The following is an 18,064-nucleotide window of genomic DNA, read 5'->3' as shown; positions in this document are numbered from 1 at the left end:
ATGACCGTCGAGCACAACCCGGCAGACGTACCCGTCGTGATCATCGGAGCCGGGCCCGTGGGCGTGACCGCCGCCCTCCTCCTGGCCCGGCGCGGAGTCCGCAGCGTCGTCCTCGAACGCCACCAGGACGTCTACCCGCTCCCGCGCGCCGTCGCCGCCGACGACGAGGTGCGCAGGATCCTCCAGGCCGCGGGCGTCGGGGAGGAGTTCGCAGCGATCGCCCGGCCGGCGAACGGGCTGCGGCTGCTGGACGCCCGGCACCGGGTGATGGCCGAGTTCCGCCGCACCGAGCACGGCCTGCACGGCTACCCGCAGACCAGCATGTTCGACCAGCCCGCGCTGGAGCGACTGTTGCGCGCTGCCCTGGCCCGGCGCCCGGAGTGCGAACTGCGGGGCGGCGTGGAGGTCACCGCCGTCGGACCGGACACGGCCGGCCCCGTGCGCGTGACCTACCGCGACGACGACGGCGAGCATCAGCTGTGGGCCGAGGCGGTCCTCGGCTGCGACGGCGCGGGCAGCCTCACCCGCGAGGCCATCGGCGCCCGCTGGGAGGACCTGCGCTTCGAGGAGCAGTGGACCGTCGTCGACGTCCGCACGACGGCCGACGTCCGCTGCTGGGAGGGCGTCGACCAGGTCTGCGACCCGGACCGGCCGGCCACCTTCATGCGCGTCGGCGAGGACCGCTACCGCTGGGAGTTCCGGCTGCGCGACGGAGCGGAGCAGCCGGTCCGCGAGCTGGTCTCCCCGTGGCTGCCACCCTCGTACGACGGGAACTTCGAGGTCGTCCGCGAGGCGCGGTACACCTTCCGGGCGCGCGTCGCCGACCGCTGGCGCAGCGGACGGGTCTTCCTCCTCGGCGACGCCGCCCACCTCACTCCGCCCTTCATCGGGCAGGGCCTTTGCGCGGGCTTGCGGGACGCCCACAACCTCACCTGGAAACTCGCCCGTGTCCTCCAACAGGGCGGCGAAGAAAGGCTGTTGGCCACGTACGAGAGCGAGCGCAAACCGCATGCCCGCCATGTGATCCGGCTCGCGGTCGCCATGGGCTGGGCCATGACCGGCGGTCAGGACCGCGCCGCCGCACTGCGCCGCAGGCTCCTGGCCACGGCCTGCCGCATACCCGGCCTCACCGCGGCAGCCGGCCGCGACCTCAGCCCGCCCCTGACCACCGGGCCCCTCGTCCGACGCCGTACCCGCCGGGGTCTCGTGGGCACCCACTGCCCGCAACCATGGGCCACTGGCGCCGACGGGCAGAAGGCCCGCCTCGATGAGCTGCTCGGCGACTCCTTCACCCTCCTGACCGCCGCCGAACCCGGGCCCTCGCTTAACGCCCTCGCCCACGGACTCGGCATCCGTGCGATCCCCGTCACGGACTTCGGCGACGACGGCACGCTCGCCGCCTGGCTGCGCGCGGGCCGGGCGGACGCCGTACTGCTGCGTCCCGACCGCATCGTCATGGACATCGTCCCGGCCGGCGGCCTCGACTTCACGGACACCTCCGCCTGGGCGTCCCTCCTGCACACCACGCGCGGCCCCCACCCTTCCTCCCGGACGGTCGACAACAGCCTGCTGAGGAGCATCACACGATGAGCGTGCCCGACCCTTTCATGACGCCTGATCCGCAGGCCGTCGCGGACAGCTGCATCATGGACTTCGCCCGCCACGTCGGGATGCCCGGCTCCGACTACGCCACCTTGCACCGCTGGTCGGTCACAGATCTTGAGGGCTTCTGGGGTGCGGTGTGGGAGTACTTCGACATCGACGCGGACACCCCGTACGAGCGGGCGCTGGCGGAGGAGCGGATGCCCGGCGCCCGCTGGTTCCCGGGCGCCACCCTCAACTACGCGCACCACGCCCTGCGCAACCACGCCGACGACGCCGTGGCGGTCATCGCCCTCGACGAGACCGGCTCCTGTTACGAGGTGACCGCCAGCCACCTGCGCGCCCAGGTCGCCTCGATCGCGGCCACCCTGCGCGAGCTCGGCGTGGGGCCAGGCGACCGGGTGGTGGGCTATCTGCCCAACACTCCGCACGCGATCGTCGCGTTCCTGGCCGCCGCGAGCCTGGGGGCCGTGTGGTCGGTGTGCGGGCAGGACTACGCCCCCAAGGCGGCAGCCGACCGGTTCGCCCAGCTCGAACCGACCGTCCTGGTCGCCGCCGACGGCTACCTCTTCAACGGCACCACCTACGACCGCCGCGACGCCGCCCTCGAACTCGCCCGCGCCCTGCCGACGTTGAAGGCCACGCTGCTGGTGGACCACGTGGGCCTGCCGTGGCCGTCGCGGGCGTATCCGTCTCTGGTCGTCTCGTGGGAGGACGCATCCACCCGCACCGAGGAACTCACCTGCGTCCCGGTGCCGTTCGACCACCCCCTGTGGGTCGTGTTCTCCTCCGGCACCACCGGCCTGCCCAAGGGCATCGTCCACGGCCACGGCGGCGTGCTGCTGGAGCATCTCAAGACCCTGGGCCTGCACTCCGACCTCGGCCCCGGCGACCGCCTCCTGTGGTACACCACCACCCACTGGATGATGTGGAATCTCGTCGCCTCCACGCTGCTGACCGGCGCCACGACCTGCACCTACGACGGCAGCCCGGCGCCCCTCGCGAAGCCCGACGTCCTGTGGGAGCTGGCCGCACGCCACCGGGTGACGGTCTTCGGCACCAGCCCCCAGTACCTGCTCGGCATGGACAAGTTCGGTATCGATCCGTCCGTCCATGACCTGTCGTCGATCCGCGTGGTCGGCTGCACCGGCTCCGCCCTGCCTGCCACCGCCTACTCCTGGGTCCGCGACCACGTCGGCGACCGCGTGCTGTTGGCCTCCATCAGCGGCGGCACCGACGTGGTGTCCGGCTTCGCGGGCAGCGCGCCCAACACACCGGTCTGGGCGGGGGAGTTGTCCGCACCCCACCTGGGTGTGGCCCTGGCCGCGTACGACCCCGAGGGCCGCCCGCTCACCGACCGGGTCGGTGAGCTGGTCGTCACCCGCCCCATGCCGTCGATGCCGCTGTCCTTCTGGAACGACCCCGACGGCACCCGCTACCGCGACGCCTACTTCGCCGCCTACCCCGGTGTGTGGCGCCACGGCGACTGGATCACGCTCACCTCTCATGGCTCGGTGATCGTCCACGGCCGCTCCGACAGCACACTGAACCGCAACGGCGTCCGCCTGGGCAGCGCCGACATCCACGACGTCGTCGAACGCCTCCCGGAGATCGCGGAGGCGCTCGTCATCGGCGCGGAGGAACCGGACGGCGGTTACTGGATGCCGCTGTTCGTGGTCCCGGCGGCCGGGGTGACGCTGGACGACGCCCTCCGCGAAGAGATCAGGGAAGCGATCCGGACCGGCGCCTCACCCCGCCACGTCCCCGACGACATCCTCGAGGTCCCCGGCATTCCGCACACCCGCACCGGCAAGAAACTCGAAGTCCCCGTCAAACGCCTCCTCCAGGGCGCCCCGGTCGAGCAGGTCGTCAACCCCGCAGCCGTGGATGCCCCCGACCTCATCGACTATTACGCCCGCCTGGGCGCCGAACGCGGGGACCGATCGGCATGACAACCGCACAGACCGCCCTCGCCGTCGCGCTGTCCCTCGTCCTCCTCCCCCTGGGGCTGGCGAAAATCGCCGCCGTGCCGTTCATGCGTCAGGCAGCCGCGCACCTCGGCATGTCAACGGGCCTCTACCGAGTCATCGGCACGCTGGAGCTCGCCGGAGCCGCCGGGCTGCTGCTCGGTCCGGCTTCGGCCCCGCTCGGCGTGGCCGCCGCTGCTGGGCTGGCTTTGCTCATGGTGGCTGCCGTGGTGGTGCACCTGCGCCAAGGCGACCCGCCCGTGCGAGCCCTGCCCGCCGCCGTGCTGGCTCTGACGGCGGTGGCGTACGCCGGGGCGGCGATCGCGGCCGGCTGACGGCTCGGCTGTGCGCCGCCTCAAGCAGGAGGCTGCCGACGCCGGACTGTTCAGGGCTCTCCCGTCCCTGGAGGCCACCTGCGACACCGTGCCCCAGACCTTGCTGTTCGCAGGCCGACCCGACGACGACGCCGCCCTGCTGCTCGCCCGCACCCGTGCCCTCGGGGACCACCGAGTCGCCGCGTGGGACGTGGACGCCGACCCGGCAGCTGTCGCCCGGGCTCGTTCGAGCGCCGTCCGGCAGCTGTCGTCCTGGGGAGTGGGGGACCTCGACTTCATCACCGAACCGGTGCGAGGTGTCCGACGCCGGCGGCACCACGCCCCACCTGCACCGGGCCCGCGCCTTGGACGAGGGCGGACGCGGCCTGCTCCTTGTCGCCCAGCTCGCCGAGCGTTGGGGAACGCGCCACGCCCGGCAGGGCAGGACGGTCTGGGCCGAGCTGGTCGAGGAGCACCCACAGTTCTGATGAAATCATCGCTCTGCTCTGCCGTAACCCTTGACGACGCGTTCCATCAAGCTTGAGTATTTCATCATCATGGCGTTGCTGCACGGACAGCCCCGCCCTTGCAACGGCATGACGAGCGGGAAACCCACCCTCGCGCCCGAGGCTGCGCTCTCGTCAGCCGTCCACGCTCTCTCACGGCTCCTTCAGGAGGGCTCTTCATGCCCATGCGTACGGAGATTCCCGTCTACCACCCCGATCTGTACTCGGCCTCGGCCATCCGCGACACGTATCCGCACTACGCCGCGCTGCGGGCACTCGGCCCCGTGGTCCGGCTGAGCAAGCACAAGGTCTACGCCCTGCCACGCTATGCCGAGTGCAAGCAGGTATTGCTGGACGACGACACCTTCGTCTCCTCGGGCGGTGTCGCCCTGAACCCCGTAGCCAACTGTGTCGGCCAGGGCACCACGCTGTTCAGTGACGGCGATGAGCACATCCGCCGCCGCTCCCTCCTCGTGCACCGCCTCACCCCCAGGGCGCTGCGCACGATGCAGGACACGGTCGAGAAGCAGGCCGCCGCCGTGGTCGAGGCCGCCGTCGCCCGCCGGACGGTCGATGCCGTCGAGGTCGCCACGGCTCTGCCGATGGCCGTCGTCCCCGACCTGGTCGGCTGGCCCCGGCAGGGCCGCGAGCACCTGCTGCGATGGGCCGGCGCCACCTTCGACGCCCTGGGGCCGTTCAATCGCCAGGCGGTGCGCACCTTCCCTGCGTCCCTCGGCATGCTGCGCTACGCGCGCGGTGTCGTGCGCGACCGGTCCGTGCTGGACGGCAGCATGGGGCACGACCTGCTGCGTGCCGCCGACGAAGGCCGCATCATGCCGGACGAGTGCGCCACGATGATGATCGACTACCTGGCGCCGTCCCTGGACACCACGATCAGCGCCATCTCCAGTGCCCTGCACCTGTTCGCCACTCACCCCGAACAGTGGGGCCTGCTGAAGGCGGACCCGGACCTCGTGCCGAAAGCGGTGAACGAGGTCGTCCGTTACGAATCCCCGATCCGGGCCTTCTCCCGGACCGCAGCCCACGACACGGAACTCGCGGGAATCCCCCTGCCCAAGGGCTCCCGGGTGCTGGTCCTCTACGGCTCCGCCAACCGCGACCCGCTGGAGTGGGACGACCCGGACACCTTTGACATCCGCCGCAACGCCGCCCGCCAACTCGGCTTCGGGCATGGCATCCACGGCTGCGCCGGCCAGGGCCTGGCCCGCATGGAGACCTCCGCCATGCTCCGCGCCCTGGTCGACCGCGTCGACCGCATCGAGGTGGCCGGCACACCCGAGTGGGCCCTGAACAACGTCATCCACCGCCTCGAGAGCCTCCCACTCGAACTCGTCCCGGCCTGAACCCCCGCCGCTCGCCCGTTTGAGGACAACTGAGGACAACTGAGGACAACGCCATGAGGATCTCCGTCGACCATCCACGCTGCGAAGGCCACGGCCTGTGCGCCGACCAGGCTCCCGACATCCTCAGCCTGGACGACGTCGCCGAACTCACCTACCACTTCGAGGGCACCGAAGTCCCCGACGAGCATCAGCCCGCCGCCCGCGCAGCTGTCAACGCCTGCCCGGTCGCCGCCCTGCGAGTCCTGCCGTGACCACACCGCGCTCGGGGCTCATCGTCGGCGAGTCCTCGCCGGCACCGCCGCCGCCCGCCACCTGCGCACCCTCGGCCACCCCGGACCGGTCACGGTCATCGGAGCCGAGGAGCACGGCGCGTACTCCCGCCCCCCTCTGTCCAAGGCGGTCCTGAAGGACCCGGCCGTCGACCAGACCCTGGGCCTGGTCCTCGACGGGCTCGACGTCAAAGCCATCCGCTCGCCCGCCGTCGGGGCCGACAGCAGGCACCTCCCGGGGCCGGCCGACCGGCGAACTCGTCCCGGATGCTCAGCGGACGGCCTTCGATTCGGTCAGGGATGGTCGCTGCCCCACGGGTCCGGTGTGGGCTCTCCGGTGGTGCCGCACGCGGTCCTCGGCGGGAGGAGGCGCTGGGCGGCGACGCGAGCGGTGCCGAATGTTGTGTCCTCCGTCGTGGAGGCAGGCGTCAAGCGGGATGCGGCGGCGGGGAGTTCGGCCTGCGACAGGGGCGCGCCCAGGTACGCCGCCATGAGGACGCCGGTGCAGTCGTCGCGTTCCTCCGGGGAGAGACCCGCGGGGAAGCCGATGGTCCGGGGCCTGCTTCCGTCGGTGGTCAGACGGATGCGCAGGACGGACCTCAGATCCGTCCCCGCCGCCGTGGCGGTGGCCTCCCAGAACTGGACCGTCACTGCGATCGGCTCGCACAGGGGTTCGCCGGGGTGCGGACCGATCACCACCGCCGCGTCCTCGGCCGCCGCCTCGTCCGGGAACGACACGGCCGGGCGCAGCCACTCCGCCCGCTTCCCGGCCGGCCAGCCGCCGGCCGCCCTGCAGGGGTCGGCGGCGGCCTGCGCGCCGTCGGCGTTCTCCGCGCAGCCGGTTGTCAGCAGCGTCAGAGCCGCCGCCAGTGACGTCAACGACCCGTGGGCGCGCTGGGGCCTGGACATGGTCTCCCTCGATCGGCTCGGGCGAGGCGTCGGCGGCCTCGCGGAGTGAGGGCAGTCTTCGTGGAGCACGGCGGCGGCCGGGGGACCGGAACGGGGCATGTGGCCGACTTGTGATCAACACACGCTCGCGGGGCCGGGCCGTCCGTCTTGTGGGAGCGGTTCTGAGGGAGGCCCGGCGGGACTACTTGCCGGTACAGGTGTGGCCGGTCGGCAGTCTGTCGCCTGATTTCCCAGCTGGTTGAACGAATGTCGATTGCTGTCCACGATTCTCCCTGTCAAGTGCCCGGAGGCACGACTTCCGGCCCCGCCGCTGCAGAAGTGAGTCGAGCATGGTGCGTGTCCGTTCGTCCCTGGCCCAGTTGCCCGCCTATGTCCCCGGCCGCAGAAAGCCCGGTGCGGTCGCCCTGGCCAGCAACGAGTCTCCGTACGGGCTGCTGCCCGGCGTCACGGCGAGGCTCGCGGAACTGGCCGGTGGGGTGTCGCGGTATCCCGACCTGAGCGCCACCGCACTCGTCCAGGCCCTCGCCGAGCACCACGATGTCGAGACCGAGCGGATCGCGGTGGGCGCCGGTTCCTCGGAGGTCTGCGCACAGCTGCTGCACTCGGTCGTCGGGCCCGGCGACGAGGTCGTCTTCGGCTGGCGGTCCTTCGAGGCGTACCCGATCCTCACGGCGGTGGCGGGCGGCACAGCGGTGCGGGTCCCCCTGCACGCGCACGGGCTGGACCTTGACGCCATGGCCGAGGCGGTCAGTGACCGGACCCGGCTGGTCTTCGTCTGCAACCCCAACAACCCCACCTCCACCGCGGTCGGCGAGCAGGCGCTGCGCGACTTCGCGGACCGGGTGCCGGAGGACGTACTGATCGTCGTCGACGAGGCGTACCGGGAGTACGCCGACCCGGAGCTGGTCCCCGACGCCCTCGCGCTGCTCGGCGACCGGCCGAACGTGGTGGTGCTGCGGACCTTCTCCAAGGCGTACGGCCTGGCCGGGCTGCGGGTCGGCTACTGCGTGGGCTCGCCCGGCATCGCCGCGCACGTCCGCAAGACCCAGATCCCGTTCAGCGTCAGCGCGCTCGCCCAGGAGGCGGCGACGGTCGCCCTCGGCGAGCACGCGGAGGTCGTCCGGCGGGCCGCCCTCACGGTCGCCGAACGGCAGCGGGTGACAGGGCGGTTGCGCGCCCTCGGCTTCGAAGTCCCCGACTCCCAGGCCAACTTCGTCTGGTTGCCGCTCGCCGGTGACAGCGGGGACTTCGCCCTGCACTGCCTCGGTGGCGATGTCGTCGTCCGCCCGTTCGCCGGCGAGGGCGTCCGGGTGACGATCGGGCTGCGGGCGGAGAACGACGCCCTGCTCGCGCTCGCCGCGAGCTGGCGGGGCTGACGGCCATGCGCGTGGGGCCGTACGAGCGGCATCGCGATCTGCTCCAGCAGGCGGTACGGGCCGTGGCGGCCGGCGAGAGCTGGCCGCCGCCGCCACTCGCTGAACCGTAATCGGCTCGGATGGGACCGGGTCTTCCTACGGTCGTCGCCCCCATCTCGGCGCCCCGCGTGGGCCGCCGTGCCGGTGAGCCAGTACACCATGACGCCGGTCAGCGTCTGGTCGCCATCCATCGCGTCCTCGTGCGTCGACAGAGTCCGTCCAGTCCTTGAACTCCTCCATGACCCAGGCGAGTTGGCCGACGGGGGAGTCGTGCAGGGGGACGGCGAGCGTCTGTGGCCGGGTGGTTGGCTCAGTGGGGCCTCCGGGCGGAGCGCCGGTGTCAGTCGCTCAGCGCGGTGCGCAGGGTGGTGGCCATCAGGTCGATGGCCTCTTTCGCTGCCGGCACCGGGCCTGTGTGGGTGAAGTAGTGGTCGACACCCTCGAAGACGCGGTGCGTGACCGGGACGCCGGCGGCATCCAGGGCCTTGGCGTAGGCGTCGCCCTCGTCGCGCAGCCGGTCGTTCTCCGCGGTGATGACGAGGGCAGGGGGGAGCCCGGCGAGGTCATCGGCGAGTCCGGGCGAGACAAGCGGATCCGCGCGGTCGGCGGGGTCGGGGACGTAGGCGGCGGTGAAGATCCGCATGAGCCGAGGGCTGAGCAGCGGCTTGGCGATGAGGGACTGCTTGGTGGCCGGGTCGGCCAGCTGGTCGAGCGGTGCCGAGTCGATGATCTGCAGCCGGGGCGAGAACGTGCTGCGGTCCCGGGCCAGACGGCAGACCGCGGCGATCAGATTGGCTCCGGCACTGTGCCCGCCCACCGCAAGGCGCGAACCGTCCCAGCCGCCTCCGGGGCCGTTCTCGGCGACCCACGCGGTGACGTCGTAGGCCTGGGTGACGGGTACGGGGAACTGCCGCTGCGGGGCGACGGCGTAGTCCACGTTGATCACGACACAGCCGGCCGTGGCGGCTATGTAGCGGCAGATGTGATCGTCCTGCTCCGGGCGGCCGATCACGAATCCGCCCCCGTGGAAGTTGACGTACACGGGGGCAGGGGCCGCGGTCGTGGTCGGCGGGCGGTAGACGGTACAGGCCACCGGTCCTGCCCCGGTCTCCACCAGCAGGGCTTCGGTGCGCTTGGAGATGTCGGTGAAGCGCAGGTCCTTGTGTACCCGGGCCATGACAGGGCCGAGCAGCAGCTGAACGCCTCTGGCCTGGACTCTTGAGCTGAATGCCATGACCGTGCCCACTTCTTCCAAGGTTCTAATAACAGGTTTCCTGATAATGAGGGCTCGTCCCGCGCTGCGCAAGACAGGTGCACCGGGGCCAGGTCACCGCACGCCTGGCCGGACAGTGCGCGGCGCCTCGCCGCGCAGGCCCTCCCGGTACGCGGTCACCAAGCCCCACAGCGCCCTGGCGGACGTCACGTGCTCCTCTGGCACCGCGGTGCCCTCGGTCCCTACGAGGACAGCAGCGCGCACTGCCCGTGATGTCGCCGCCCAGAGCCAGCGCGGACACGTCGACGCCGGCCATGCGTGCGCCCCCTCGCCGGCTTCCCTTCGTCGGCGCCAGCGGCCGCAGGGCGGCAACGTCGGTGGCGGTGATGAAGACGTCGGGCCGGCCAGGGGACTCACCAAGGATCTTGGACGGCGCACGAGCAGCGGCCGGCCGGTTGGGCGATCTCCCGGTGCGGAATCACCTCCGCCAGGACGGCGGACAGACGTGCCAGGTGCTCGGGCAGCGGCGCCTGGATCAGCTGGACCGCTGACGTCAGGTCCCTGCTCGCAGCGCAGGCAGCAGGCTTCTTCCGCCGGATCGTCCTTTCGGTCAGCCGGGACTGCCAGAAAGGACAGCGCCGGCCGAGCCGCCGCGCCGGAGGCTGGAGGCGTTGTTCACGACCGGCCACTGCCACGGCGGGCCCGAGCCATCCTCGACGGTTCGGGCCGCAGCTCGCCGACTGCGCCCGCCTCGCCGCCGACGGTCGGCTGCGCGTGCGCGTCGACCAGAGCTTCCCGCTCGCCGACGCCGCCAGGGCGCACGAGCTGAGCGAGTCCGGCCATGCGCGCGGCAGGGTGCTCCTGCGCCCGTGGAGAAGCTCCGGCACTCATACCCCGACGGCTCGCCGTACAGCCCCCGGTCCTCATCCGGTTCCCCGACGGGCGCCTCGTCTACAACGCGGCGAACAGCGGCGACGTGTGGGTCAACGAGACCGGACGCGGCGACGGCGTGTGGACCGAGTACCAGACGACCTCGCCGGTCGGCTACAGCCGCAACCTCCAGTACGTCGACGGCAGCGGCCGCATCGCGATCCTCAACAACCAGGGCACGTCCACGATCGCCTACGCCGAGGTCGACCTCGGCGACTCGGCCGGCCCCTACTACCGGCTGGTCAACCGCAAGACCGGCCAGGTGATCGGCACCGGCAACAAGACCGACGACGCGAACCTCGGCAACGGGGACACGCCGGACGTGGTCCTGGAGGACGCCGGAGCGGCGGCCGACCCGGACACCCAGCAGTGGCACGTGGTGACCAGGCCGAACGGCCACACGACCCTGCTGAACAGGTCGGGCGGCCGTGCGGCGGCCATCTGGACGGGCAACGCCACGGTCGGCCGGCGCATCGGCCAGTGGGTCGACAACAGTTCCACGGGAAGCTGGAACCTCGTCAGGACGTCCGACGGCTACTACAGGCTCCAGACCGTCAAGAACACGAGCCTCTACCTGACCGGGGCGTCCGCGGGAGCGCCGCTGACCCTTCAGAACGCGGCCGACGACGGCTCGCAGGAGTGGAAGCTCGTCCGCCAGGCCCTCTGCCTTCCAGAACCTGACGGTGCGCCGGTTCACCTCTCACCGGAACACGCGTCTGCTGACGCGTGTTCCGGATCGTCATGTCGTCACACGCCGACGATCTGCCACTGCTGGCTCGTGCCGTTGCCGACGGGCCACTGGATGACGTGGGCGCCGTCGGCGGTCGAGCCGCCCTCGACGTCGGCGCACCAGGTGGCCTTGTGGACGTTGACGAGCCGGTAGTAGCCGCCGCCCGCGTCGACCAGCCTCCACCACTGGTTGTCGCCACCCGTGTCCTGCCACTGGATGAGCTGGGCGCCCTGGCCGGCCCCGCCCGGGCTGCCGAGGTTCCTGCCGCTGTGGCGGGCCCGCAGCCGGAAGGAGCCGTCGGCGTTGGGCAGGAACTGCCACTGTTGGTTGATCGCGCTGGACGAGGTGTACTGGATGATCTCCGCGCCGTTGGCGGTGTCGGCGCCGGCGACGTCGAGGGCCTTGCCGCTGAGCCGGTTGACCAGCTTGAACCAGCCGGTGAGCAGGGAGACGGTGATGTCGGTGCGCTGCCCGGCGGCCAGGGACACCCTGCGGGCGTGGGTGCCGAGGGGTGAGACGGCGACGGCCGCGGTCGTGGTCACCGCTGTCATGCCGCGTCGGCTGATGAGGGTGACGGTCTGGTTGACGGCGGAGGTGACGGAGAGGGTGGCGGTGCGGGCGGACAGGTCCCAGGTGAGGGTGTGGATCCGGATGCGGCCGCGTGCCCGTACGCCGGTGATGGAGCCCTTGGCGAGCTGGTCGGGCAGGGCGGGAAGGATTTCCAGGACGCCGGGACGGGAGTAGATCAGGGCCTCGGCCAGTACGCCGGGGAGGGCGTTGGCTGCGTCGGCGTTGTAGATGTCGAGGTTGGGGTTGTGGGAGGTCATCAGTGACTTGAAGACCATGTTGTTGCCGATGATCTTCTTCAGGTTGTCGTAGACCTTGGCGCCGTCCTTGAGCCGGGCACCGGCCAGGGCGCGGTGGAGGCTGCCGTGGGCGGAGATGTTCTGGTCGCCGCGCTTCTCGAGGGCTGTGAGGGCGGGGCGGACGAGGGCCGGTTCGTCCTCGGGGTTGATCTCGTGCAGCGGCCAGGCGCCGTACAGGTGCTGGATGTGCCGGTGGTTGTAGCGGTCGGTCAGGGTGGGCCAGGACCATTCGGCGAGCGCGCCGTCGCCGTTGATCCGGTAGTCGGGGATCTTCCGCAGCAGCGCGGTCCAGCGGGCCACGCCCTGGCCGCCGCCCTGCTCGACGCCCAGGGTGTTGGCGGCGTCGATGGCCGCCTGCAGGGCGTGCTTGCCGGCCATGATGTCGCCGGTGGCGTTGATCGACAGGCACACGCCGGTGTTGCCGGGGGAGTTCTCCATGGAGAAGGACGGCACGAAGACGGCCTTGCCGTTCGCGTCGGTGCGGGTGAGGAAGTCCTCGTAGAACAGGGCGAGTTCCATCAGGGCCGGGGCCAGCTTGGTGCGGTAGAAGTCGCTGTCCCCGGTGACCTCGTAGTACTCCAGCATGGGGTAGAGCAGCCAGTCGGCGCCGCCGGTCCAGGTGTGGCCCGGGAAGGGGCCGTTGTCGAAGTGGAGCATGTGGCCGTACTCGCCGTCGGTGCGGGACGGGGCGAGGAAGCCGCGGGCGCCGTAGAGGTTGGCGGCGTTGGTGCGCCAGTCGTCGAGCTGGTCGAGGATCAGGTCGAAGTAACCCCGCATGACGTCGGTGAGGTCGAGGATGTTGCTGCCCGCGACCTGGAGGTTGATGTTGGCGTCGGTGGTGAAGTCGTCGGCCCAGGCGCCGTTCCAGGAGCCCGTCCAGATACCGGTGAGCCTGGGCGGCAGGACGCCGCTGGAGCTGATGAGGAAGTAGCGGCCGGAGTCGTAGAGGCGCTCCAGCAGGGCGACGTCGATGACGCCGCGGTTCGCGTTCTGGCGGGCGATGAGCTCGCTGACGGAGAGCCCGCGGTCGGCGTCGGAGACGTTCAGGTCCAGGCGGGAGCGGTCGTACAGCTCGGTGTGGAGGGCGGTATGGGCCGAGCGCAGCGTGGCGTAGTCGGTCCCGAGCGTGGCCAGTTCGGCGTGCAGCGGCTCGGAGTTCCAGGCGGTGGAGGACTCGTAGCGGTCCAGCTTGGTCAGCAGGATCACCCTGGTCGCCCTGGCCACCACGACGGTGGAGCCGCTGACGCTGACGGAGGACCCCGTTCCCGTCGCGACGACACGGGTGACGCCCTCGTAGCCGAAGGCGCCCTGGCCGGAGGGGTAGGTTCCGCGCAGGTTCAGGTAGCCGTCGCCGTGGCTCGTGGTGGCGCGGGTGGTGAAGCTCAGGCCGGTGGGAAGTCCCTCGAGAGCGGTGTTGACGCTGAGGGTCGTGTCGACCGTGCGGCCGGTGGCGGGGATCAGCTCGTGGACGATCACGTGGTCGGCGCGGGAGACGAACGCCCGGCGCGTCCACGTGCCGTACTGGTCGGTCCAGCTGGAGCTGACCTCGCCGGTACGGAAGTCGGTGACCCGGCCGTAGTCGTTGACCGTGGTCATGCCGGGGGTGCTGATGCGCAGCTCGTACGCGGGGTGGTAGGTCTGCGTCCAGCGCAGCGACCATCCGGCGGCGAAGTCCCTGTTGGCGCCCGCGTAGTCCCCGGCGAGGGCCTTGTCACGCGCCCCCTCCAGGCGGCCCGAGATCACGGGCGGCTTCATGGCGCGGGTGCCGTTCGGCAGCACCAGACGGTGGTAGTTGAAGACCACCTTCTCCAGCGTGGCCGCCCCGTGGAGGACGGCGCCGTACTCGCCGTTGCCGGTGAGGAAGCCGTCGGTCCAGGACGAGGCGGGGGTGGTGTCGTGGATACCGCGGTCGGGGAGGGTGATCTGCGGCGGGACGGCCGCCGCGGCCTTCCCGGAGAGGAAACCGCCGGGGAGGGCGGCCGCCCCGGCGGTCAGTGCGGCGGCGGTCAGCAAGTGTCTGCGATCCATGGAGTGATCCATCACGCAAACTCCTTTGTCTGCTTGGGCCATGCGGGGCTGTGCGGGCGTGGACGAGCAGGCCCCGCCGTCGGCCGGACCGGCGTGAGACCAGGACGGGCGGCGGCGGGATCCAGGGGGAGGTGGGGGAGCGGGAGAAGCCAGGAGCCAGCGAGGCAGGGAGTTCTGAGCACCTGCCGCCGCCTATTCCTGGACCTTGCCTCCCGTGACCCGGGAGAGCGCCAGGGCGATGAGGATGATGGCGCCGTTGAGGGCGCCGATCCACTGCGCGGGGACGCCTCCGAGGGTGAGGACGTTCTGGATCATGAAGAGCAGCAGGATGCCGGTGAAGGCGCCGAACATGGTGCCCTTGCCGCCGTTGAGGCTGATGCCGCCGATGACGGCCGCGGCGAACACCGTGAAGATGTAGCCGTTGCCCTGCGCGGAGGCGACCGAGGCGAGCCGCCCGGAGAGCAGCAGGCCGCTGAGCGCCGCGAGCAGGCTCGCGCTGGTGATGACGATCCACAGCACCCGGTCGGTGCGGATGCCGGCCGCTTTCGCCGCGTCGACGTTGCCGCCGATCGCGTAGAGGGAACGGCCGAAGCTGGTGAAGCCGAGCACCACGATCCCGACGGCGAACAGCAGCAGGCAGATCCACACCGAGGCGGGCATGCCCAGCCACTGGGCCGTGCCCAGGTAGAGCATCGACTCGGGGAGCTGGAAGAACGTCTGGCCGCCGGAGATGCCGGTCAGGATGCCGCGGAGCACGATCAGCATGCCGAGCGTCACGATGAAGCCGTTGAGGCCGAACCGGATGATGAACAGGGCGTTCACCACGCCGATCAGCACTCCGACGGCCAGCGTGACGGGGACGGACCAGCCGCCCGGGAGCAGCCCGAGCCCGTGCGCCGCGCCCGCCGGGACCGTGAGCCAGGCGGCGACCCCGGGGGCGAGGCCGACGGTGGACTCCAGGGAGAGGTCCATCTTCTTGACGATCAGCACCAGGGTCTGCGCAAGGACCAGGACCGCGATCTCGGACATGGTCTGCAGCACGTTGATGAGGTTGTCCGCGCGCAGGAACACCGGGTTGACGATCTGGCCGACGACGGCGATCACCACGATCGCCGGGATGAGGGCCAGGTCGCGCAGCCGGGCGAAGGCGATACGGCGTTCGCCCGCCGCCTTTGGGGCCGCGTCCTTGCCTGTCGGGTCCGGCTGCCCGTCCGTGGGGTTGTTCGAGGCGGCCGAGGCCGCGGTCGCGGTCTCAGTCATCGAGGTCCACTCCTTCCATCGCGGCGACGAGTTCGTGGTCGTGCCAGCCGCTGGGCTTCTCGGCGACGATGCGGCCCTGGAACATCACCAGGACGCGGTCGCACCTGCGCAGGTCGTCGAGTTCGTCGGAGGCGATGAGGACGCCGGTTCCGGACTCGGCGGTCTCCTCGACCTTGCCGAGGAGGAACTCCTTGGACCGCACGTCGACGCCGGCGGTCGGGTTGATGAGCACCAGCAGCTTGGGGTCGTTGGCCAGCGCTCGGGCCATGACGACCTTCTGCTGGTTGCCCCCGGAGAGCCCGGAGACGGGCAGTTCGGGACCCGGTGTCTTGATCGCCAGGTTCTCGATCATGGACTTGGCGAAGGTGTCGCGGCGGCGGCCGTCGATGAACCCGGGCGGGCCGAGCCGTTCCGGGATGGTCAGGGTTCCGTTGTCCGCGATCGACATCTCCGGGACGAAGCCCTGGTGGTGGCGGTCCTGCGGGACGAACCCGGCGCCGGCCTTCAGTGCCGCGGGAACACTGCCCGGACGGGGCCGGGCGCCCGCGATCTCCACCGCGCCCGCTTCGGCGGCCCGCAGCCCTACGACGGTCTCGGCGACCTCGGTGCGCCCGCTGCCGGCGGCCCCCGCGAGGCCGACGATCTCACCGGCACCGACCTGGAAGCTGACGTCGCCGTACACGTCGCCGTGCAGATCGCGGACGCTCAGTGCGGCCGTGGCGCCGGAATCCAGGGTGGTCGTGCGGTCTTCGCGCCGGTCGGCGGCCGCCTCGCCCGTCATGGCGGCGACAAGGTCGGTGCGGGGGAGTTCCGTGACGGGCGCCGTGATGATGTGCCGGGCGTCGCGGAACACCGTCACCATGTCGCAGATCTCGTACACCTCCTGGAGGTGGTGGCTGATGAACAGGAACGTCACGCCCTGCTGCTGCAGATCGCGGATGCGACCGAAGAGCCGGTTGATCGCCGCCGCGTCGAGCTGCGCGGTCGGCTCGTCGAGGATGATGAACCGCGCCCCGAAGGACAGTGCCCGGGCGATCTCCACGAACTGCCGCTGCTCCACGCCGAGGTCGCCGGCCAGGGTCTGCGGGTCGACATCCACCGACCACGTGGACAGCAGGTCTCCGGCGCGGCGCCGCACACCCCGCCAACTGATCAGCCGGCCGCGGCCGTGACCGAGCCGGTTCAGGAAGAGGTTCTCGGCGACTGTCAGCGTGGGAATGATCGTCGACTTCTGGTAGACGCAGGCCACGTGTTCCCGCCAGCCGTCGCGGTCGGCGAGCCGGGGCGCCGGACGGCCACCGAAGGTGACCGTCCCCTCGTCCGGGGCCTGCAGCCCGGTGAGGACGGAGACCAGGGTCGACTTGCCCGCCCCGTTGCGGCCGACGAGCGCATGGGTCTCCCCGGGCCTGATGGTGATCCGGGCGCCGTCCAGCGCGACCGTCTGACCGAATCGTTTGACAATGCCCGTCGCCTCGACGACGGGCGGGTCCGCCGGGACCCGTCCGTCGTCCGCCGGGGCGGGCGCGGGGGTGACTGCTCGCTCCCCGTCGCTCATCTCCACCGCCTTGTACTCGATAGCCGTTGGGTTCCTGGCAGCGGCGTTCAGCCGAGGTTGTTGCCCCAGAGGGACGTGTCGTCGCTCTTGAGGCTGGGAACCCCGCCGTAGGTGCCGCCGTCCGCGGTCACCAGCGGTGCGGAGAGCTGGTCCTCCAGCAGACCGTCGCGGACCTGGATGATCGTGCTGTCGTGGTCGGTCCTGCCGGGCTTGAACGTCTTGCCCTCGATCGCCGCCTTCAGGTAGTAGAGGGCGTACTTGGCGTAGAGGTCGGCCGGCTGGGAGACGGTGGCGTCGATCTTGCCAGCGGCGATGTCCTTGAGCTCCTCGGGGATGCCGTCGTTGGAGACGATGAACACGTGCTTCTTGTCCTTGGGGCCGACGAGCAGGCCCTTCTGCTTGAGCACCTGGAGGGTGCCGGACAGGGCGAAGCTGGACTGCATGTAGACGCCCTTGATGTCCGGGTGGGCGGTCAGGTCGGTCTGCAGCTTCTGCGCGGCGACGGCCCCGTCCCAGTTGGTGGCCTCACCGAAGACCTTGATCCCCGGGTAGTTCTTCTTCATGCACTCGTTGAACGCCTCGGTGCGGTCGCGGCCGTTGATGGAGGCCAGGTCGCCCTGGAGCATGACGACCTTGCCCTTGCCGCCGAGCTTGGTGCCGAGGAACTGGCAGGCCTTCTCGCCGTACGCGCGGTTGTCGGCCCGTACGACCATGTAGACCTTGCCGGTGTCGGGGCGGGTGTCCACCGTCACGACGGGGATCTTCTTCGCCTCCATCTGCGCCAGCGTGGGCGCGATGGCGGCGGTGTCCTGCGGTGCCATCGCGACGCCCTTGACGCCCTGGCTGATGAACGTCTGCGCGTTCGCGGTGAGCTTGGCGACGTCGTTCTGCGAGTTGGTGGTCTTCAGGTCGAGGCCCAGCTCCTTGGCGAACCGGGGGGTGTACTTGATGTACGAGTTCCAGAAGTCGGTGTCGGAGCGGGGGTAGTCGACGCCCACCACCGGGGTGCCGCCGTCACCGGCCACGGCGCCAGAACCGCTCGACGAGCCGGAGCCTGAGCACGCGGTGAGGGCGGAGACGGCGAGAGCGGTGAGGGCAGCGAAGCAGGCGTGTCTGGTGTGTCTGAGCTTCATTGC

12 protein-coding genes and 4 pseudogenes are annotated in these 18,064 nt (G+C 71.0%); 9 read left to right on the top strand and 7 right to left on the bottom strand.

The features are described from left to right. The 6 genes and pseudogenes from mhpA to ACZ49J_RS29155 all read left to right on the top strand — a co-directional run bounded on the left by mhpA (window position 1) and on the right by ACZ49J_RS29155 (window position 6,004). Window positions 1-1,590 carry a bifunctional 3-(3-hydroxy-phenyl)propionate/3-hydroxycinnamic acid hydroxylase MhpA gene (mhpA, locus tag ACZ49J_RS29180; RefSeq protein WP_467452958.1) on the top strand — a complete coding sequence of 530 codons (1,590 nt, stop codon included), beginning with the start codon at window positions 1-3 and terminating at the stop codon, window positions 1,588-1,590. Further along, the gene (locus ACZ49J_RS29175) at window positions 1,587-3,554 is read left to right on the top strand and encodes an acetoacetate--CoA ligase (protein ID WP_467452957.1); all 1,968 of its coding nucleotides are present in this window, start codon (window positions 1,587-1,589) and stop codon (window positions 3,552-3,554) included. The genes mhpA and ACZ49J_RS29175 overlap by 4 nt, the downstream gene beginning before the upstream one ends. Then, entirely contained in the window at window positions 3,551-3,904 is a 354-nt protein-coding gene (locus tag ACZ49J_RS29170) for a DoxX family protein (RefSeq protein ID WP_467452955.1), read from the top strand. Before ACZ49J_RS29175 ends, ACZ49J_RS29170 begins: the two co-directional genes overlap by 4 nt. Before the next feature lie 46 nt (window positions 3,905-3,950). After that, window positions 3,951-4,371, top strand: a pseudogene (locus tag ACZ49J_RS29165) (ATP-binding protein); the annotation flags it as partial. A 197-nt stretch (window positions 4,372-4,568) separates the two neighbouring features. Continuing rightward, window positions 4,569-5,753 carry a cytochrome P450 gene (locus ACZ49J_RS29160; RefSeq protein ID WP_467452953.1) on the top strand — a complete coding sequence of 395 codons (1,185 nt, stop codon included), beginning with the start codon at window positions 4,569-4,571 and terminating at the stop codon, window positions 5,751-5,753. Window positions 5,754-5,806: 53 nt separating this feature from the next. Further along, the gene (locus ACZ49J_RS29155) at window positions 5,807-6,004 is read left to right on the top strand and encodes a ferredoxin (protein ID WP_467452952.1); all 198 of its coding nucleotides are present in this window, start codon (window positions 5,807-5,809) and stop codon (window positions 6,002-6,004) included. A gap of 312 nt (window positions 6,005-6,316) precedes the next feature. Here the strand turns inward: ACZ49J_RS29155 and ACZ49J_RS29150 are convergent, their stop codons facing one another. After that, on the bottom strand, window positions 6,317-6,931 hold the full coding sequence (locus ACZ49J_RS29150) for a hypothetical protein (protein WP_467452951.1): 615 nt from the start codon (window positions 6,929-6,931) through the stop codon (window positions 6,317-6,319). A gap of 329 nt (window positions 6,932-7,260) precedes the next feature. Between ACZ49J_RS29150 and hisC the strand changes: the two genes are divergently transcribed. Next, window positions 7,261-8,307 carry a histidinol-phosphate transaminase gene (gene hisC, locus ACZ49J_RS29145; RefSeq protein WP_467452950.1) on the top strand — a complete coding sequence of 349 codons (1,047 nt, stop codon included), beginning with the start codon at window positions 7,261-7,263 and terminating at the stop codon, window positions 8,305-8,307. Between the two features lie 158 nt (window positions 8,308-8,465). On the opposite strand, the pseudogene ACZ49J_RS29140 reads toward hisC, so the two are convergent. After that, window positions 8,466-8,652 (bottom strand): annotated as a pseudogene (locus tag ACZ49J_RS29140) (epoxide hydrolase); the annotation flags it as partial. 34 nt (window positions 8,653-8,686) lie between these two features. Next, window positions 8,687-9,580, bottom strand: coding sequence for an alpha/beta hydrolase (locus ACZ49J_RS29135; protein WP_467452949.1), 894 nt, complete (start codon window positions 9,578-9,580; stop codon window positions 8,687-8,689). A gap of 441 nt (window positions 9,581-10,021) precedes the next feature. On the opposite strand from ACZ49J_RS29135, the pseudogene ACZ49J_RS29130 reads away from it, so the two are divergent. Both ACZ49J_RS29130 and ACZ49J_RS29125 read left to right on the top strand, forming a co-directional pair. Beyond that, window positions 10,022-10,363, top strand: a pseudogene (locus tag ACZ49J_RS29130) (hypothetical protein); the annotation flags it as partial. 112 nt (window positions 10,364-10,475) lie between these two features. Next, window positions 10,476-11,144 (top strand): annotated as a pseudogene (locus ACZ49J_RS29125) (RICIN domain-containing protein); the annotation flags it as partial. Window positions 11,145-11,236: 92 nt separating this feature from the next. On the opposite strand, the gene ACZ49J_RS29120 reads toward ACZ49J_RS29125, so the two are convergent. The 4 genes from ACZ49J_RS29120 to ACZ49J_RS29105 form a co-directional block, all read right to left on the bottom strand. Beyond that, window positions 11,237-14,113, bottom strand: a complete 2,877-nt coding sequence (locus ACZ49J_RS29120; RefSeq protein WP_467452948.1) for a glycosyl hydrolase family 95 catalytic domain-containing protein — start codon at window positions 14,111-14,113, stop codon at window positions 11,237-11,239. A 192-nt stretch (window positions 14,114-14,305) separates the two neighbouring features. Next, on the bottom strand, window positions 14,306-15,373 hold the full coding sequence (locus tag ACZ49J_RS29115; RefSeq protein ID WP_467452947.1) for an ABC transporter permease: 1,068 nt from the start codon (window positions 15,371-15,373) through the stop codon (window positions 14,306-14,308). Further along, window positions 15,366-16,928 carry a sugar ABC transporter ATP-binding protein gene (locus ACZ49J_RS29110; RefSeq protein WP_467452946.1) on the bottom strand — a complete coding sequence of 521 codons (1,563 nt, stop codon included), beginning with the start codon at window positions 16,926-16,928 and terminating at the stop codon, window positions 15,366-15,368. Before ACZ49J_RS29110 ends, ACZ49J_RS29115 begins: the two co-directional genes overlap by 8 nt. Before the next feature lie 47 nt (window positions 16,929-16,975). Further along, window positions 16,976-18,061, bottom strand: a complete 1,086-nt coding sequence (locus tag ACZ49J_RS29105; RefSeq protein ID WP_467452945.1) for a sugar ABC transporter substrate-binding protein — start codon at window positions 18,059-18,061, stop codon at window positions 16,976-16,978. Between the last annotated feature and the right edge of the window lie 3 nt (window positions 18,062-18,064).

The sequence above is a fragment of the Streptomyces sp. NPDC030840 genome (assembly GCF_055572015.1).
The sequence above is the reverse complement of the archived record's forward strand: the minus strand, read 5'-3'. Positions and strand labels throughout refer to the sequence as shown.

Coding starts and splice junctions, on each gene's coding strand:
- mhpA (WP_467452958.1), top strand. CDS start 1: ATGACCGTCGAGCACAACCCGGCAGACGTACCCGTCGTGATCATCGGA.
- ACZ49J_RS29175 (WP_467452957.1), top strand. CDS start 1,587: ATGAGCGTGCCCGACCCTTTCATGACGCCTGATCCGCAGGCCGTCGCG.
- ACZ49J_RS29170 (WP_467452955.1), top strand. CDS start 3,551: ATGACAACCGCACAGACCGCCCTCGCCGTCGCGCTGTCCCTCGTCCTC.
- ACZ49J_RS29160 (WP_467452953.1), top strand. CDS start 4,569: ATGCCCATGCGTACGGAGATTCCCGTCTACCACCCCGATCTGTACTCG.
- ACZ49J_RS29155 (WP_467452952.1), top strand. CDS start 5,807: ATGAGGATCTCCGTCGACCATCCACGCTGCGAAGGCCACGGCCTGTGC.
- ACZ49J_RS29150 (WP_467452951.1), bottom strand. CDS start 6,931: ATGTCCAGGCCCCAGCGCGCCCACGGGTCGTTGACGTCACTGGCGGCG.
- hisC (WP_467452950.1), top strand. CDS start 7,261: ATGGTGCGTGTCCGTTCGTCCCTGGCCCAGTTGCCCGCCTATGTCCCC.
- ACZ49J_RS29135 (WP_467452949.1), bottom strand. CDS start 9,580: ATGGCATTCAGCTCAAGAGTCCAGGCCAGAGGCGTTCAGCTGCTGCTC.
- ACZ49J_RS29120 (WP_467452948.1), bottom strand. CDS start 14,113: ATGGATCGCAGACACTTGCTGACCGCCGCCGCACTGACCGCCGGGGCG.
- ACZ49J_RS29115 (WP_467452947.1), bottom strand. CDS start 15,373: ATGACTGAGACCGCGACCGCGGCCTCGGCCGCCTCGAACAACCCCACG.
- ACZ49J_RS29110 (WP_467452946.1), bottom strand. CDS start 16,928: ATGAGCGACGGGGAGCGAGCAGTCACCCCCGCGCCCGCCCCGGCGGAC.
- ACZ49J_RS29105 (WP_467452945.1), bottom strand. CDS start 18,061: ATGAAGCTCAGACACACCAGACACGCCTGCTTCGCTGCCCTCACCGCT.